The organism is Bordetella genomosp. 13 (assembly GCF_002119665.1).
Lineage (GTDB): Bacteria > Pseudomonadota > Gammaproteobacteria > Burkholderiales > Burkholderiaceae_B > Bordetella.
In genome coordinates this window covers 4,163,550-4,178,256 of record NZ_CP021111.1, presented here as the reverse complement: position 1 = coordinate 4,178,256, position 14,707 = coordinate 4,163,550, and the positions used below count along the sequence as shown (strand labels likewise).

Here is a 14,707-nt window from a genome sequence, read left to right as displayed (position 1 = left end):
GAGCGAATGGTAGCGTAAACCCGGATCAGGCGGCGGGCGCCACCGACGCGCCCTGGATGCCGTGGCGCTGCAGCGTGTGGGCGACGAAGCCGTCGGCCTTGCGGTCTTCGACGAAGCGCGCCAGGAACTGCGCCGCGGCCGCGGGCCGCGACCTGGGGCAGCCCATGGCCTGCTGGATCACCATGAAGCGGCCGGGCAGCAGGCGCACGCCGCCCACACGGCGCGCATCGGCCTCCAGCTGCTGCTTCACGCCCGCGGCCACGTCCAGGCGCTGTTCGCGCCAGGTGTCCACCACGGCGGGCGAGGTCGGGGCGCGCACGATCTCGGCATGCTTCAGTTCGCGGGTCAGGTACAGGTCATACGCGCTGCCCTTGCCTACGGCCACGCGCGTGCCGGGGCGGTCCACCTCTTCGTTGCTCTGCAGCGGAGAGTCCTGCGCGACCAGATAGGCGCCCTCGATCAGCACATACGGCGCGGTGAACGCAATGCCTGCGCCGCGCACAGGGTCTACAGCGAAGAATCCGATGTCGGCCTGTTCGCTGGTGACGGCCTCGACCGACTTGCCGGCCGAGTCGAACACGACCAGTTCCAGCGGCGCGCCGATCAGTTCTGCGAAAGCGCGTGCCAGGTCCACCGACACGCCGGCCGGCTCGCCGGCGCCGTCGCGGCCGGCCAGGATGGGGTTGCCCAGGTTGATCGAGGCGCGCAGCGCGCCCGTGGGGGTGAAGGCTGTTCTGATGGCGGCGTCCATAGTGTCGTAAGGCTCCGTGGGTAGGGCGGATGAGGGTTCACAACTTCTTACCATGGCTTCGGGACGTGCGCCGCATTCCCGGCGAAAATCGCCCGCGGCATGGCTCATTGCGCAAGCCATGGCCTACAGGTTCAACCTAGCCGCCACCCCTGTGGCGATACGATGGAGCAATAAGATGAACAAGAAGTTGATCGTTGCCGCACTGCTGTCGGGCGCCTTGCCGATGGCCGGCGCGGGCGCGGCGGGTTGCGGCAAACCGCGCAATGCCTTCGACCAGGTGTACTGCACCAGCACCGAGTTCTCGCAGGCCGACCGCGACCTGAACACGCAGTACGGGGCGCTGCGCAAGCTGCTGAACGCGAGCCAGCAGGAGTCGCTCAAGAAGGCGCAGCTGGCCTGGATCCGCCAGCGCGATGAAGAGTGCAGCCTGGAGAAGCCCAACGGCTACTACGTGAACCTGACCTGCGCCATGGAACACACGCAGCAGCGCCTGGCCGCACTGAAAGAGCGCGAGCGCGAGTGCTCGAGCACCGGCTGCAACAACACCAGGCTGGGGCAGTAGACCGGCCCTTTCCACCATGGCCGCCGACCGCACTGACATCCCGGCCCGTCTCGACCGCCTGCCATGGTCTCCATGGCACTGGCGAGTGGTGCTTGCCCTGGGCGTGGCCTGGGTGCTGGACGGGCTGGAGGTCACGCTGGTGGGCGCCATCGGCGGCGTGCTCGAGCGCCCCGATACGCTGGGCCTGACCGCCGCCGAAGTGGGCGCGTCGGGCTCGCTGTACGTGGCGGGCGCGGTGATCGGCGCGCTGGTGTTCGGCCGCATGACGGATCGTCTGGGACGCAAGCGGCTGTTCCTGGCCACATTGATGGTCTACATGCTGGGCACGCTGGCCACGGCCTTCGCGCCGGGCTTCGGCGCCTTCGCGGCGTGCCGCTTCGTCACCGGCCTGGGCATAGGCGGCGAATATGCCGCCATCAATTCCGCCATCGATGAGTTGATCCCTGCGCGGGTGCGCGGCCGGGTCAGCCTGGCGATCAACAGCAGTTTCTGGCTGGGAGCGGCGCTGGGCGCCGGGCTGAGCCTGGTATTGCTGGACCCCGCCGTGCTCGGCCCCGAACTGGGCTGGCGCGCCGGGTTCCTGCTGGGCTCGGTGCTGGCGGTGGCCATCCTGCTGGTGCGCCGCCACGTGCCGGAAAGCCCGCGCTGGCTGATGATGCATGGCCGCAACGAGGAGGCCGAACGCATCGTCGCCGCCATCGAAGCCGAGGTGGCGCGGCGTCATGGCCCGCTGCCCGCGCCTGCCGGCAGCCTGGCCTATGTGCGGCAGGGCACGCCGCCGCTGCGCAAACTGGCCCAGGTGCTGCTGCACCAGTACCGCCGGCGCAGCGCGGTGGTGTTCGCGCTGATGGTGTCGCAGGCGTTTCTGTACAACGCCATCTTCTTCACGTATTCGCTGGTGCTGACGCGCTTCTACCAAGTGCCGCCGGCCAGCGCGGGCCTGTACATCTTTCCTTTCGCGCTGGGCAATGTGCTGGGGCCGCTGTTGCTGGGCCCATTGTTCGACAGGGTGGGACGCAGGCCGATGATCGCGGCCACGTACACGCTCTCGGGCATCGGCCTGCTGCTGACCGGCTGGGCCTTCGTGAACGGCCTGCTGGACGCGCGCGGCCAGGCATGGTGCTGGTCGGCCGTGTTCTTCCTGGCCTCGGCCGCGGCAAGCTCGGCCTACCTGACCGTCAGCGAGGTGTTCCCGCTGGAATTGCGCGCCGCCGCCATTGCCGTGTTCTATGCCATCGGCACGGGCGTGGGCGGATTCGCGGCGCCGTGGCTGTTCGGTACGCTGATCGGCAGCGGCAGCCGCGAGGCCGTGGCGGCGGGCTACGCCCTGGCCGCCTTTCTGGTGATTGGCGCCGGCCTGACGGCATGGCGCCATGCCGTGGCCGCCGAACGCAAGCCGCTGGAGGAAGTGGCGCCGCCGCTGGGCGGCAGCGGCGGCTGAGTTCGCGGCCGAGCCGCGGCGGTCAGCCCGCCCGCGCGCCCGAGGCCTTGACGACCTTGCCCCAGCGATCCACCTCCTGCTGCACGAACGTGCTGAACTGCTCGGGCGTGCTGCCCATGGCCACCAGACCTTCGTCCAGCAGCCGTTTCCTGATGCCGGCGTCGGCCAGCACGGCGGTAAGGGCCTCCGACATCTGCTTCACCTGCGCGGCGTCCATGCCTTTCGGGCCCAGCAGGCCGTACCAGGCGTTGAAGTCATAGCCGGGCAGGGTATCGGCGATGGGCGGGATGTCGGGATAGAGCTCCATGCGGCGCGCGCTGCTGATGCCCAGCGGCTTGAGAGTCTTGGCCTGCAATTGGCCCTTGGCCAGCGCCGCGCCGGCGAACATCAGCTGTACCTGCCCGCCGATCACGTCGGTCATCGCGGGTGCGGTGCCCTTGTAGGGCACCATCACCACGTCTATGCCCGCCTGCATCTTCAGGATTTCGCCGCCCAAGTGGCCGGCCGAACCGATGCCCGGCTGGGCCATGTTCAGCTTGCCCGGCTGCGCCTTGGCCAGCTTGATGAGTTCGGGCAGGGTGTTCGCCTGCACCGACGGATGCGCCACCAGGATGGACGGCGCGTTGGCCACGTAGGACACCGGCGAGAAGTCCTTGATGGGATCGAAGGGCAGGCTGGGATACAGCGTGGCGTTGATGGCGTGGCTCGTATAACAGACCAGCAGCGTGCGCCCGTCCGGAGCGGCCTGCGCCACCGCCTGTGCGGCGATGTTGCCGCCGGCGCCGGGACGGTTGTCCACGACGAACGTGCCGCCCATCACGCGCCCCAGTTCGGCGGCCACCAGCCGCGCCACGATGTCCGTGCCGCCGCCGGGCGTTGCGCCCACGATGATGCGGGTGGGTGTGCCTTGCGCGCGCACCAGGCCCGAGGCGGCCAGCATGCCGGCGCCCATTGCGCCCATGAAGGATCGTCTCTGCATGGTTGTCTCCTTGATGTTGTAGTCGTTGCCCGGCCGCGTCGGAGGCGGCCGGAGTTGCACTGTGGAGCCCGCCTTCAGGCTGCCGTGCCGGCGGGTGTCTCGTTGGGGGTGTCGTTATGAAGGTCAGGCCGTGGCGGACGCCTGCGAGCCCGCGACGATGCGGGCCATGTCTTCCTTCAGCAGCTGCGGGCGCCAGGTCTCGAAGGGCATGCCCAGTGCCGCCGCCTGGCGTTTCTCGTAGTCCAGGAACTCCTGGGTGATGGCGCTGCCGCGCACCCCGCCGCGCACCGCGCCGGCGCGCACGTCGCCGTAGTATTCCTGCCAGTCGTCCGGCAGCGGCTGCGAACCGGGCACCGCCAGCCACAGGCGGAACAGGTGGCGCTTGCGGTCGGGCTCGTCGTAGTCCTCGAACGGCGTGCGCGAGTGCAGCGTGACGTAGTTGTTCAGCAGCTGCATGTCGCCCTGTTCGAGCTGCATGGTGTAGCACAGCAGTTCGCTGGGCATCAGCTCGTCCAGCAGGTCCAGCGCCTCTTCCTGCTGCGCCGTCAGACGCGGCACTTCGGGAAAGTCGCGCTGCGCGGCCACGGTGTTCTTCCGGTTGGTGCGCGCCGAGAAGAACTCGGGATGGCTGCCGAAGATGGGGCAGCGGTAATAGGGCGGCTGGCTGGGATCCTGCGTGCCCTGGTAGCTGTGGAAGAAGGTACCTTGCAGCACCGGAATCAGGTCGGGACGGCGGCGCCGCACCTCTTCGTACAGGGCGATCGAGCTGATCACCTTGCTGGTGCCGCCGGATTTGGCGGTGCGGCGGCACAGTAATCCCACCACGTCGCACGAGTCCTGGTGGAAATCCAGGCCGGCATTCGTGTTGTAGCCGCGGCCGCCCTTCACCTTGTATTCGCCGCCCTCATTGCGCACGTCGTTCATGAACTGGCTGGCGCGGTTCTGCGTGCGGCCCACGCCCATGTACAGGCTCATGCCCCAGTAGGCCAGGCGCGATTCGTCTTCCGTCCATTCGTCCACCGGAAAGCCCTTCACCAGGCACATGCCCCAGCGACCCTGCGTGGTGGCGACGGCGCGCGCCAGCACGTCGCGGCTGGCTGGCGGCAAAGGGAAGTCGGCCTGGGTCATCGAAAGCAGGGGCTTGTCCAGCGACCTGGCATGCGCCAGCGCGTCGCGAAAGCCCTGCACGGCCTGCGGCGTCAGCCGCAGTATCCAGGAATGGTCCTGTGCCGCCTGCTGCGCGGTCCAGGCACGGGGTCGCTCGTTCTCGGTTGGAGTCATTGCTGCTCGCTCCTTGTCATGGCTCTTTCGTTCTAGTCTATCCAGAGCGGGCTTCTTTAGAATAGCGAACTTCCTTGAGCTTCTTGATAAGGGTTTTTGATGAAGATCGAAACCTTCCGCACCCTCGAGGCCGTGCTGCAGACGGGCACCTTCGCCGGCGCGGCCAAGCAGACCAACGTCACGCCCAGCGCGGTCAGCATGCAGATGAAGCAGCTGGAGCAGTACGTGGGCAAGCCGCTGTTCGACCGATCCGGCCTGCAGGCCAAGCCCAATCGCCTGGCCCACGAAATCGCCGACAACATGCGTCCGGCGCTGCACAGCCTCGAAGCCCTGCGCGCCGGCAATCGCGTGGCCGTGGAGGGCGTGGTGCGGCTGGGGGTCATCGAGTCGCTGCAGCCGGTGGTGCTTCCCGGCATCATCCATTACCTGCGCTCGCATCATCCCCGCCTGGAACTGCAGCTGGTGCGCGGCCGCAGCAGCACGCTGATCGCCGAAGTGAAGGCGGCCGAGGTCGACGCGGCCCTGGTGGCCCAGCCGGCGTCGGGCGGTTCGGCACGGCTGGCCTGGACGCCCATGCTGCATCGCGAGCTGGTGCTGATCGCGCCGCCGCACGCCAAGGACGCCAGCGTGGCGACCCTGTTCCGCCAGTACGACTGGATACGCTATGACCGCAAGACCGTGTCCGGCGCCATGGCGGCGCAATACGTCAGCGCCAACGTGCCCGAGATCCGCGGCACGCTGGAGTTCGACAGCGCGCCCGCCATCCGCGCCATGGTCAGCGCGGGGCTGGGCATCTCGGTGCTGCAGGAGCCCGATCCCGTGTCGCTGGTGGGCTATCCGGTGCGCATCGTGCGGCTGGGGCGCGCCGCGCCTGTGCTGACCTTGTCGATGGTGTCGCGCAAGGGCGCCGACGATAGCCGCGTGCTGGCCGCGGTGCGCAACGCCATGGAAGTCAGCCTGGCCTCGTTCCAGCGCAGCGCCGTGGCGGGGCGCTAGGGCGCGATTCGCTCAGCCCTCGGCGTCTTCCCATTCGGGATTCCACACTATTTCCCACAGATGGCCGTCGGGGTCCTGGAAGTAGCCCGAGTAGCCGCCCCAGAACGTGTCGTGCGCCAGGCTGGCGCGCGGCCACAGGGCCAGCCTCAGGCCTTCCTGCAACGGAATGAAGGCCACCGCGCCGTGTTCGAATTCCTGGCCGACGATGCCGTCGCAGGCAAAGCCCAGGCCTTCGCGGTAGAAGCGCAGCGCGGCTTCAAGGTCGTCCACTCCTAGGGTGATGACAGTGACGCGTGGTTTCATCGAGTCTTCCTCATTGATCGCGGCAGACGCACGATGACCGCGCGCAAGTGGCCATGTCGCCGGACGTGCCCACATTACTGTTGACACTTATGGATCGTTCGTCGGGCTGCGTGGCGGAGCGGCGCCGGCTGTGCGGGCGGCATCTCGCGAATTGATCCCTGTTTTCCTTGATTTTCACGCAAATGGTTCGGCGGGATCCGTGCTGGAATAGCGCCATGTCGTCGTCGTGATGCGCCGCAAAGAGTTGACACTTTAAGTGTTTATTTGCTAGCCTCGCCATGCCATGAGTGATCATCCTACCCCCTCCGCCGTCATCACGGGCTCCGCCTCGGGCATCGGCCTGGCGCTGGCCCGACGCCTGCTCGGCGCGGGCTGGTCGGTGGACGGCATCGACGTGCGCATCGCGGATGGGCTGAATCATCCGGCGTACCGTCATCATTTGTGCGACCTGGCCGACGCCGCGGCCATCGATGCGCTGCAGAGCCGACTGCCCGCGTCGGTGCGCGCCTTCGTGCATTCGGCCGGCGTGGTTCGCAGCGGCGGCGCCGTCGATACCCGCCTCGAGGACGCCGAATGGTTGTGGCGCCTCCATGCCGCCGCACCGATGGCGCTGGTGCGCCTGCTGGCCCCGCGCCTGCAGGACGGCCTGGGCCGCATCGTCCTGCTTTCCAGCCGCGCGGTGCTGGGGCGCGCGCAGCGCGCGGCGTATGCCGCCAGCAAGGCCGCGCAGATCGGCCTGGCTCGCAGCCTGGCCGCCGAACTGGTCGGGCGCGGCATCACCGTCAACGTCATCGCGCCCGCCGCGGTGGACACCCCCATGCTCAGCGATCCGTCGCGCGGCGAGCCGCCCAAGGTCGATCTGCCGTTGGGCCGGCTCATCTCCGCGGACGAGGTGGCTGCCACCATCGCTTTCTTCCTGTCCCCCGAGGCAGGCGCCATCACCGGGCAGACTTTATACGTGTGCGGCGGCGCTTCGCTGGGAGCCGCGGCCTTATGAGTTCCACCACTGATCTTTCCGGCCAGGTCGTGGTCATCACCGGCGCGGCAGGCGACCTGGGCTGGGCCATCGCCAGCCAGTGCCTCGAGGCCGGCGCGCGCGTGGCCCTGGTCGACCTCGACGCCAAGGCGCTGGCAGAGCGCGGCGGGCCGGACGATCCGCGCCTGATGCGCTTGCAGTGCGACGTGGCCGATCCGGCGCAGACGCGCCAGGTGGTCGAGGCCGTGCTGGCTCAGTGGTCGCGCCTGGACGTGCTGGTCAACAATGCCGCGGTGGTGACGCCGGGCGAGAAGATCGGCGATCTGGCGCCGGCGCATTGGCATCAGGCGATGGCCATCAATCTGACCGGCGCCTGGCTGATGAGCCGATGGGCCCTGGCGCCCATGCGCAAGGCCGGCCGTGGGCTGGTGCTCAACGTGGCGTCCCAGCTGGGCAGCGTGGCCGCTCCCGGCCGCGGCGCCTATGGCGCGAGCAAGGCCGGACTGATCGCGCTGGCGCGTGCCATCGCGGTGGATCATGCCGATGAGGGCATACGGGCGCTGAGCCTGTCGCCCGGCGCGGTGCTTACCAGCCGCGTGCTGCGTCGCTACGGCGACGCGGCGGCGGCGACCAGCGCCCTGGCAGGGCGTTATCCGGCCGGCAGGCTGGGGGAAGTGGAAGAAGTCGCGCAGACGGCCCTGTTTCTCATGGGCACGGGCGCTTCGTTCATCACGGGCACGGACGTGCGCGTGGACGGGGGCTACACCGCAATATAGCGGAGGCCGTTCTTGGTTCGCATACACACTCAAGCACAGAGGGATAGTCGTATGAAAGCGGGGAAATTCTCCAAAACGGGCGCCAGCGTGCGCCGCACCCTGATCAAAAGCGCTGCACTGCCCCTGCTGGCGGGCGTGCTGGGCATGTCCGCCTCCGGCGCGGCACTGGCCCAGGACGGCGTGGCAGGCTATCCGTCGCGCGCGGTCACCATCGTCGTGCCGTTCCCGGCCGGCGGCGCAACCGACATCACCGCGCGCGTGGTGGCCGAAGGGCTGTCCAAGAAGTGGGGCCAGTCGGTCGTCGTCGAGAACCGTCCGGGCGCCGGCGGCAACCTCGGTTCGGAAAACGTGGCCCGTGCGCAGCCCGATGGCTACACGCTGGTGCTGGGCGTGACCGGTTCGCACGGCATCAATATCTCGCTCTACAAGAACATGCGCTATGACCCGCGCAAGGACTTCGAGCCCATCACCCAGGCCACGCTGTATCCCAATGCCATCGTGGTCAACAACAATGTTCCGGCGAACAACCTCAGCGAACTGATCGCGCTGCTGAAGAAAGATCCCACCCAGTACTCGTACGGCTCCGACGGCAACGGCACCGCGTCGCACCTCGGCATGGAGCTGCTGAAGAACAAGGGCGGCTTCGAGATCGCGCATATTCCGTATCGCGGCAGCACGCCCATGGTGACCGACCTGCTGGGCGGCCAGATCCAGGTGGGCATCACCGGCCTGCCGGCCGTGCAGGCCTACGCCAAGAGCGGCAAACTGAAGCTGATCGCGTTGACCACGGCGGACCGTTTCTCCAGCGCCCCGGACTACCAGACGGTTGCCGAACAGGGCTTCCCCGGCTTCGCCGCGCCGCCCTGGTCCGGCTTCTTCGCGCCCAAGGGCACGCCCAAGGCGCTGGTCGAGAAGATCTCGGCCGACATGCGCGAAGTGATGGCCGATCCGGCCGCGAAGGCGAAGATGGTCGCCGCGGGCAGCGAGTTCACGCCGTCCACGCCCGACCAGTTCCGCGCCTTCGTGGACCAGGAGATCACCAAGTGGGCCGAGGCCGTGAAGATCTCGGGCGCGAGCGTGGATTGATGGCGACGCAGCCGGTCCTGGTGTGCAGGGCCGGTTTGTAGAGCCGCGGCTTGTGTCGTGACGGGCGGGCGAGGCAGCGATGTCTCGCCCGCCTGCTTTTCAGCAGTGCACGTGCTTCATGCGAGGGGGGGGGAGACATGCCTGCGCGATCGCGCTGAATGGGGTGGCGTCGCGAGACTTGCTGCCGCAAGCGGAAATGAAAAAAGGCCCCGAAGGGGCCTTTTCATCGCATCATGCAGTTTGCGCGCGCATCTGCATGGCAAATTCTGGAGCGGGAGACGAGTCATGCACTAGAGCGCTAAGTCTCTGTTTCCCAATCACTTTCTCCACTGTGGTGATCAGCGAAGAACTCAATTATAGCCTTGTTTTTCGCCCTCGGCAACAAAGTTCATCCAACCACTTCCACCAGCGTCCAAGGATGATCCATCCACCCGTCGTTACGCCTGATGCGTCCAGCTGCTGAGCGGGTTCGCTATCGAACTCCAACTTGCGACGATCATGACTTGCGCTCGCTCCGCAGGCAGCGCGGGGTGGTGTCGCGTGGACTACCTGGCACCTGGACGGCTGTAGGACACAACCGCCGGCATCGGAACACCGCAAGTACTCATCTTTACATCGCTGCGGCTAACTTCGCCGGAGCGCAACGCGGCGCCAGTGTAGTGGCAGCCAGCCTCAACGAAGGCGTGCAGCAATCCGGTTCATCTGCTCGATCTCCGCGCGCTGGCCATCGGAAATCGCTTGGCATAGGTTGACGAGTTCCGGATCTGAGAGCTGCGCCTCGCGGCACATGAGGATCGCTCCCGAATGGTGCGGGACCATAGACGCGATGAACTGTCGATCGCCGATTCCGGTTTGAGCACGGGTAGCGGCAAAAGAACCGAGTGTGAGAACGGCAAACAAGCCGTACAGCACGAGATTGAGCCGCCGGTTTGGAAACATGCCGGGCATTGTCGCTAGCATGAAGATGCCCATTGGCGCCCACATAGTGACCGCCATGTAGAGCATGTTGAGATTGTTTCTGAAGTCCCTGGCGCCGTCGATCATGCTGAACATTACGAAGTACATGACGACGAGGCCCAACACCATGTTCACCCAGAACTTGGCGTATGGTCGGCCGTGCTTACCCATCTGACCGGATGTGTGATGTTGATGTTCATGGGAATGTTCAGCCATCTCCGTCTCCTATGTGCTGGGGCAACCTGGCAGGGTCACTGGTACTGCGGCAGATACTTTGTCGATATATCAGCATGTGGAGCGATGCATCACTAACCGCTGATTTCCAGTCCCCAACTGGACGTAGGGGCGTCGAACGCTTCAACTCGCTGGTCTTGAACCGTCTGGATATCAGACCATACCAAATCGGTCTTGATGGGCTTTGCGCCACCTATGACGCTGGTACCGTGAGCGCCAATATCGAGCTTGCGTCCTCATCGCTCGATGGGCCGGCAACTGATCGATTCTTGCATATCAAGCAAGACAAGGCCACCTGCGGCGGACGCCAATGGCCTCCTCCGCCTTCGCTTAGGGCATCGCCTCAAGCGTCCGTCGCAGGCCATAACGACACAACAGCCCTTGGGCAAGAAAGGAGCCGGTGATGTAGCGCACCCGAAAGGAGACGAAGACATGCACAAGGACATTTCAACATCAAAGGTGTTCTATCGTCCCATCGAGGCGGCCATCCGATGGGCTGGGTTGCTGCGGTATCTCCCGATGATCCTGGCCACGATCGCGTCACCGCGTGTCCTGCCTCGGTCGCTGAACTGCCCTCGATGGAATGAGTGCCGGCTGCACTCGGAACGTATCTATGACGGCATCCTCAACGGAGAGCTGCCCTACGGCAAGAACGGGATCACGCTCAATGATCCGAACCTGCTCAATTCTCTGGATCTGACTGTTCGCCATGTCGATCTAAAACGCTGGATGCGCACCCACTATCCCGAGCACCGGCCAGGATTTCTGTTCAGCCGTGGCGAACGCATGGCGCATCCTTTCATCACCATGGAAACAGGACAGGCGATCCTCGTGGAGCGGCTGGCCCTTCAGGCCGCGCTTGAACAAGCCCGACGTGAGATGCGAGAACTGCAGGAGCAGCACGACACGCTACTCAAGCAATCCTCGGTGCTGTTGGCATCCAAGCAATGCGAGATCAGCGAACGGGCGGAAACGACCTATCTCAACATCATTGGAGGGATGTTGACGCTGATGCTGAGCCAGTCGCCTTCAGGCGTGCCCTATTCCAGCTTCAAAACGCAGGAGGCCCTTGTCTCTGCATTGGTCGCCCACTACGGCGGCACCATGGGCATCACTGAGCGCACCTTAAACGGAAAGTTCGCCAACGCTAAGAGGTACGTTCGTAGCGCAAGCGCATGAGGTTATCCAGCTTGTATGTGCAATCGCGGAGATTGCATTTGCAATGTCTTTCCGCAGCCAGGTCTATTGAATAGAGGTCACGCCAACAAACGCCACCGAGCGTTCAGGAGTGACCGCCATGTCGCAGACCCCTGTACTCCCGCCGAACGAGCGCCGCATCCTGCGGCTCGATGAAGTCGAAGCGAAGTCCGGCTTCAAACGCGCCCACATCTACAACCTGATGAAGAAGCGCCAGTTCCCTCAGGCGCTGCGCCTGGGCGTGCGCGCTGTCGGCTGGGATTCGATCGAAATCGACCAGTGGATCGCCGAGCGCCTCAACCACCGGACCTGACCCGCTCTCCCGCGGACTTCCCATTCCCAGCCGGAGAGCGCCATGCAGGTCGTGTCCATCATTTCAACGAAGGGCGGCGTCGGCAAGACCACGACGGCCGCCAACCTGGGCGGGCTCGCCGCGGACGCGGGCCTGCGCGTGCTGCTGCTCGATCTCGACGTGCAGCCCACCTTGTCCTCCTACTACGAACTGACCCAGCGCGCGCCGGGCGGCATCTATGAGCTGTTGGCCTTCAACGAGCGCGACCTTGGCCAGCTCGTGTCCCGCACGATCATCGCGGGCCTGGACCTGGTGCTGTCCGACGACCACCGGGGCGAGCTGAACACGTTGTTGCTGCATGCGCCGGATGGCCGCCTGCGGTTGCGGCATCTGCTGCCAGCACTTGCTCCCCTCTACGACCTGGTGCTGATCGACACCCAGGGCGCGCGTTCCGTGCTGCTGGAGATGGCGGTGCTCGCCTCCGATCTCGCGCTGTCGCCCGTCACGCCGGAGATCCTCGCGGCACGCGAGCTGCGGCGCGGCACCATGCAGTTGCTCGAAGACATTGCGCCGTACCGGCACCTGGGCATCGAACCGCCGCCGCTGCACTTGCTCATCAACCGCGTCCACCCGGTGTCCGCCAACGCACGGCTGATCCAGCAGGCCTTGCGCGACCTGTTCCAGGACAGCGCCGGCATCCGCGTGCTCGCCACCGACGTGCCGGCCATAGAAGCGTATCCACGTGCCGCAACGCGCGGCCTGCCGGTGCATCGGGTCGAGCACCGCCAGCCGCCCGGCAGAGTCGCCCCTGCCGCGCTCGACACGATGCGCGCGCTCGCCAGCGAGTTGTTCCCGCAATGGCAGGACCGACTGGCTCAAGTATCCGGCCGCCCGCAGCGACCTCTTGATCCTGGGAGGCCCCATGGCGAACGCACATGAGCTGGCCCGCGGCCACAAGCGGCTGCGCGCCCTGATCGAGTTCGCGGTCGGTGAGGGCTGGCACGTCAAGCGCACGCCGGGCGGGCACCTCAAGTTCACCAAGGCCGGCTGCGCGGCGATCTACACGAGTTCGACAGCGAGTGACCACCGGGCCGAATTGAACGCCCGTGCGCAGATCCGCCGCGCCGAGCGAGAGGCCCGCATGGCGCCGGCCGGCGGTCGTGGGGACTGCGAGGGGTGCGGCCATGGCTGACATGACCTCGCAGGACATGGCAGGCAAGCTGCTCGCGGCCGGCTTCGAGCGCAGCGGCCCAGCGGCTACGGCCTTGAGCGACCCGATCGCGGACACGCCCATGGTCGTGACGCTGGACCAGTTGCGGCCCTACGACCATGACCCGCGCATGAAGCGCAACCCGGCTTACGAGGAAATCAAGGCATCCATCCGCGAGCGCGGCCTGGACGCGGCGCCGGCCATCACGCGCAGGCCCGGCGAGGACCACTACATCATCCGCAACGGCGGCAACACGCGACTGGCGATCCTGCGCGAACTCTGGTCGGAGACCAAGGAAGAACGCTTCTTCCGCATATCGTGCCTGTTCCGACCATGGCCGGAGCGCGGTGAAATCGTCGCGCTGACCGGGCATCTTGCCGAGAACGAACTGCGCGGCGGCCTCACGTTCATCGAGCGCGCGCTCGGCGTCGAGAAAGCACGGGAGTTCTACGAGCAGGAGAGCGGCGCCGCCCTGAGCCAGTCGGAACTGGCCCGCCGCCTGGCGGCCGATGGCTTCCCCGTCCAGCGGTCGCACATCACCCGCATGGCCGACGCGGTGCGCTACCTGCTGCCCGCCATTCCCACTGTGCTCTATGGCGGCCTGGGGCGCCACCAGGTCGAGCGGCTGTCGGTCATGCGCACGGCCTGCAAACGCACCTGGGAGCACTACGCCAAGGACCGTTCGCTGCCGCTGGACTTCGACAGTTTCTTTCAGGAGGTGCTGGCGCAGTTCGACACGCAGGGCGACGAGTTCGCGCCGCAGCGCGTGCAAGACGAGCTGATCGGCCAGATGTCCGAGCTGCTGGGCATCGGCTACGACGTGCTGGCGCTGGACCTGACCGAATCGGAAAGCCGCCACCGGGCGCTGGTCAGTGACCCGACGCCACCTGCGGCGCAGCCGGCGTTGCCTTCGCCCACCGCCGGCACGCCGACTCCGCCGGGCGCAGCATCGTCCATCGCCACGCCTGCAGCGGCGGCCGGTCCTCCACCCGCCAGCCCTCCGGCGTCCGAGCCCACCTTGCGCCACGACGACACGGCGGTTGGCGAAGCGGCCACGGGAAGCCAGCCGGCCGCACCGGGCGATCTGCTTCGCGAGCACATCGTCTCGCCAGCACCGACGACAGAACGGCTCCAATCGATCCAGCGCATGGTCGCCGACCAGTTGGGCGATGCGCTGCCGCCCGACTTCTCGGCGAGCGTGCTGCAGTCCATCCCGGTGCAAGCCGGCGGACTCTATCCGATCTCCGACGTCTGGTACATCGACGCCGGCCTGGACACGCCCGATCGGCTGCGCATCCACATCGCGCAGTTCGCGCGCGAGATCGCCGGGGAGGCAGGCCTGGACGAGTGCATCGAGGATCGCGCCGATGGCATCGGGTTTGCGTGCCGCGCCCGCGGCCAAGCCCCGTCGCCGCTCGGCCGCGCGGTGCTGACGCTGCTCACTTCCCTGACGGGTCAGCCCGTCGCCGAAGCGGGCCTGGACGGCGCGCAGCTCGCCGCCGACCTGCCGACCCTGTTGCACGGCCAGAGCCAAGGCCATGGCAGCGGCGCAAGGCGCTTGAGCGACACGGCGTTGGTCAAGCTCTTTCGGCTGCTGCGCCTCGCCCGGCGTCTGCTGGACCTGGAAGCCGGCACCACGGCGCCCGGGACGTGAGCGAGGGAGGCC

Annotated in this window: 16 protein-coding genes; 11 read left to right on the top strand and 5 right to left on the bottom strand. The window is 66.8% G+C overall.

Annotation, left to right across the window (positions count from 1 at the left end; translation table 11 throughout):
• Positions 1-25: 25 nt before the first annotated feature.
• Complete coding sequence (locus CAL15_RS18850) at positions 26-751, bottom strand: ABC transporter substrate-binding protein (protein ID WP_086079897.1); 726 nt, start codon at positions 749-751, stop codon at positions 26-28.
• A 175-nt stretch (positions 752-926) separates the two neighbouring features.
• On the opposite strand from CAL15_RS18850, the gene CAL15_RS18845 reads away from it, so the two are divergent.
• Both CAL15_RS18845 and CAL15_RS18840 read left to right on the top strand, forming a co-directional pair.
• The gene (locus tag CAL15_RS18845) at positions 927-1,313 is read left to right on the top strand and encodes a lysozyme inhibitor LprI family protein (RefSeq protein WP_086079896.1); all 387 of its coding nucleotides are present in this window, start codon (positions 927-929) and stop codon (positions 1,311-1,313) included.
• A gap of 16 nt (positions 1,314-1,329) precedes the next feature.
• Positions 1,330-2,754, top strand: coding sequence for an MFS transporter (locus CAL15_RS18840; protein ID WP_086079895.1), 1,425 nt, complete (start codon positions 1,330-1,332; stop codon positions 2,752-2,754).
• A gap of 22 nt (positions 2,755-2,776) precedes the next feature.
• Here the strand turns inward: CAL15_RS18840 and CAL15_RS18835 are convergent, their stop codons facing one another.
• A complete protein-coding gene (locus CAL15_RS18835) occupies positions 2,777-3,733 on the bottom strand; it encodes a tripartite tricarboxylate transporter substrate binding protein (protein WP_086079894.1) in 957 nt (318 codons plus the stop codon).
• 123 nt (positions 3,734-3,856) lie between these two features.
• Positions 3,857-5,014, bottom strand: a complete 1,158-nt coding sequence (locus CAL15_RS18830; RefSeq protein ID WP_086079893.1) for a TauD/TfdA family dioxygenase — start codon at positions 5,012-5,014, stop codon at positions 3,857-3,859.
• Between the two features lie 99 nt (positions 5,015-5,113).
• Here CAL15_RS18830 and CAL15_RS18825 point away from each other — a divergent pair, with 99 nt between their 5' ends.
• A complete protein-coding gene (locus CAL15_RS18825) occupies positions 5,114-6,010 on the top strand; it encodes a LysR family transcriptional regulator (RefSeq protein WP_086079892.1) in 897 nt (298 codons plus the stop codon).
• A 12-nt stretch (positions 6,011-6,022) separates the two neighbouring features.
• Here the strand turns inward: CAL15_RS18825 and CAL15_RS18820 are convergent, their stop codons facing one another.
• Positions 6,023-6,313, bottom strand: a complete 291-nt coding sequence (locus CAL15_RS18820) for a VOC family protein (RefSeq protein ID WP_086079891.1) — start codon at positions 6,311-6,313, stop codon at positions 6,023-6,025.
• A gap of 283 nt (positions 6,314-6,596) precedes the next feature.
• On the opposite strand from CAL15_RS18820, the gene CAL15_RS18815 reads away from it, so the two are divergent.
• From CAL15_RS18815 to CAL15_RS18805, 3 genes are read left to right on the top strand one after another with little or no spacing between them, the layout of a single operon-like run.
• Positions 6,597-7,310: an SDR family oxidoreductase gene (locus CAL15_RS18815; RefSeq protein ID WP_086079890.1), complete on the top strand. Its 714-nt coding sequence runs from the start codon at positions 6,597-6,599 to the stop codon at positions 7,308-7,310.
• Positions 7,307-8,065 carry an SDR family NAD(P)-dependent oxidoreductase gene (locus CAL15_RS18810; RefSeq protein ID WP_086079889.1) on the top strand — a complete coding sequence of 253 codons (759 nt, stop codon included), beginning with the start codon at positions 7,307-7,309 and terminating at the stop codon, positions 8,063-8,065. Before CAL15_RS18815 ends, CAL15_RS18810 begins: the two co-directional genes overlap by 4 nt.
• A 51-nt stretch (positions 8,066-8,116) precedes the next feature.
• A complete protein-coding gene (locus CAL15_RS18805; protein ID WP_086079888.1) occupies positions 8,117-9,151 on the top strand; it encodes a Bug family tripartite tricarboxylate transporter substrate binding protein in 1,035 nt (344 codons plus the stop codon).
• Between the two features lie 672 nt (positions 9,152-9,823).
• Here the strand turns inward: CAL15_RS18805 and CAL15_RS18800 are convergent.
• Positions 9,824-10,324, bottom strand: a complete 501-nt coding sequence (locus tag CAL15_RS18800; RefSeq protein ID WP_003098996.1) for a DUF305 domain-containing protein — start codon at positions 10,322-10,324, stop codon at positions 9,824-9,826.
• A gap of 450 nt (positions 10,325-10,774) precedes the next feature.
• On the opposite strand from CAL15_RS18800, the gene CAL15_RS18795 reads away from it, so the two are divergent.
• The 5 genes from CAL15_RS18795 (at position 10,775) to CAL15_RS18775 (ending at position 14,695) form a co-directional block, all read left to right on the top strand.
• Positions 10,775-11,521: a hypothetical protein gene (locus CAL15_RS18795; RefSeq protein WP_003098991.1), complete on the top strand. Its 747-nt coding sequence runs from the start codon at positions 10,775-10,777 to the stop codon at positions 11,519-11,521.
• 118 nt (positions 11,522-11,639) lie between these two features.
• Positions 11,640-11,852, top strand: a complete 213-nt coding sequence (locus CAL15_RS18790) for an AlpA family transcriptional regulator (protein ID WP_003090093.1) — start codon at positions 11,640-11,642, stop codon at positions 11,850-11,852.
• 42 nt (positions 11,853-11,894) lie between these two features.
• Positions 11,895-12,770 carry a ParA family protein gene (locus CAL15_RS18785; RefSeq protein ID WP_003098988.1) on the top strand — a complete coding sequence of 292 codons (876 nt, stop codon included), beginning with the start codon at positions 11,895-11,897 and terminating at the stop codon, positions 12,768-12,770.
• Complete coding sequence (locus CAL15_RS18780) at positions 12,754-13,023, top strand: hypothetical protein (RefSeq protein WP_003050422.1); 270 nt, start codon at positions 12,754-12,756, stop codon at positions 13,021-13,023. Before CAL15_RS18785 ends, CAL15_RS18780 begins: the two co-directional genes overlap by 17 nt.
• Positions 13,016-14,695 carry a ParB family protein gene (locus CAL15_RS18775; RefSeq protein ID WP_004350508.1) on the top strand — a complete coding sequence of 560 codons (1,680 nt, stop codon included), beginning with the start codon at positions 13,016-13,018 and terminating at the stop codon, positions 14,693-14,695. Before CAL15_RS18780 ends, CAL15_RS18775 begins: the two co-directional genes overlap by 8 nt.
• The last annotated feature ends 12 nt before the right edge of the window (positions 14,696-14,707 follow it).

Bases quoted from the DNA above. Each gene is read 5' to 3' on its own strand.
- CAL15_RS18845 (WP_086079896.1), top strand. From the start codon at position 927: ATGAACAAGAAGTTGATCGTTGCCGCACTGCTGTCGGGCGCCTTGCCG.
- CAL15_RS18820 (WP_086079891.1), bottom strand. From the start codon at position 6,313: ATGAAACCACGCGTCACTGTCATCACCCTAGGAGTGGACGACCTTGAA.
- CAL15_RS18785 (WP_003098988.1), top strand. From the start codon at position 11,895: ATGCAGGTCGTGTCCATCATTTCAACGAAGGGCGGCGTCGGCAAGACC.
- CAL15_RS18815 (WP_086079890.1), top strand. From the start codon at position 6,597: ATGAGTGATCATCCTACCCCCTCCGCCGTCATCACGGGCTCCGCCTCG.
- CAL15_RS18805 (WP_086079888.1), top strand. From the start codon at position 8,117: ATGAAAGCGGGGAAATTCTCCAAAACGGGCGCCAGCGTGCGCCGCACC.
- CAL15_RS18780 (WP_003050422.1), top strand. From the start codon at position 12,754: ATGGCGAACGCACATGAGCTGGCCCGCGGCCACAAGCGGCTGCGCGCC.
- CAL15_RS18830 (WP_086079893.1), bottom strand. From the start codon at position 5,014: ATGACTCCAACCGAGAACGAGCGACCCCGTGCCTGGACCGCGCAGCAG.
- CAL15_RS18840 (WP_086079895.1), top strand. From the start codon at position 1,330: ATGGCCGCCGACCGCACTGACATCCCGGCCCGTCTCGACCGCCTGCCA.
- CAL15_RS18795 (WP_003098991.1), top strand. From the start codon at position 10,775: ATGCACAAGGACATTTCAACATCAAAGGTGTTCTATCGTCCCATCGAG.
- CAL15_RS18775 (WP_004350508.1), top strand. From the start codon at position 13,016: ATGGCTGACATGACCTCGCAGGACATGGCAGGCAAGCTGCTCGCGGCC.
- CAL15_RS18800 (WP_003098996.1), bottom strand. From the start codon at position 10,324: ATGGCTGAACATTCCCATGAACATCAACATCACACATCCGGTCAGATG.
- CAL15_RS18810 (WP_086079889.1), top strand. From the start codon at position 7,307: ATGAGTTCCACCACTGATCTTTCCGGCCAGGTCGTGGTCATCACCGGC.
- CAL15_RS18835 (WP_086079894.1), bottom strand. From the start codon at position 3,733: ATGCAGAGACGATCCTTCATGGGCGCAATGGGCGCCGGCATGCTGGCC.
- CAL15_RS18825 (WP_086079892.1), top strand. From the start codon at position 5,114: ATGAAGATCGAAACCTTCCGCACCCTCGAGGCCGTGCTGCAGACGGGC.
- CAL15_RS18790 (WP_003090093.1), top strand. From the start codon at position 11,640: ATGTCGCAGACCCCTGTACTCCCGCCGAACGAGCGCCGCATCCTGCGG.
- CAL15_RS18850 (WP_086079897.1), bottom strand. From the start codon at position 751: ATGGACGCCGCCATCAGAACAGCCTTCACCCCCACGGGCGCGCTGCGC.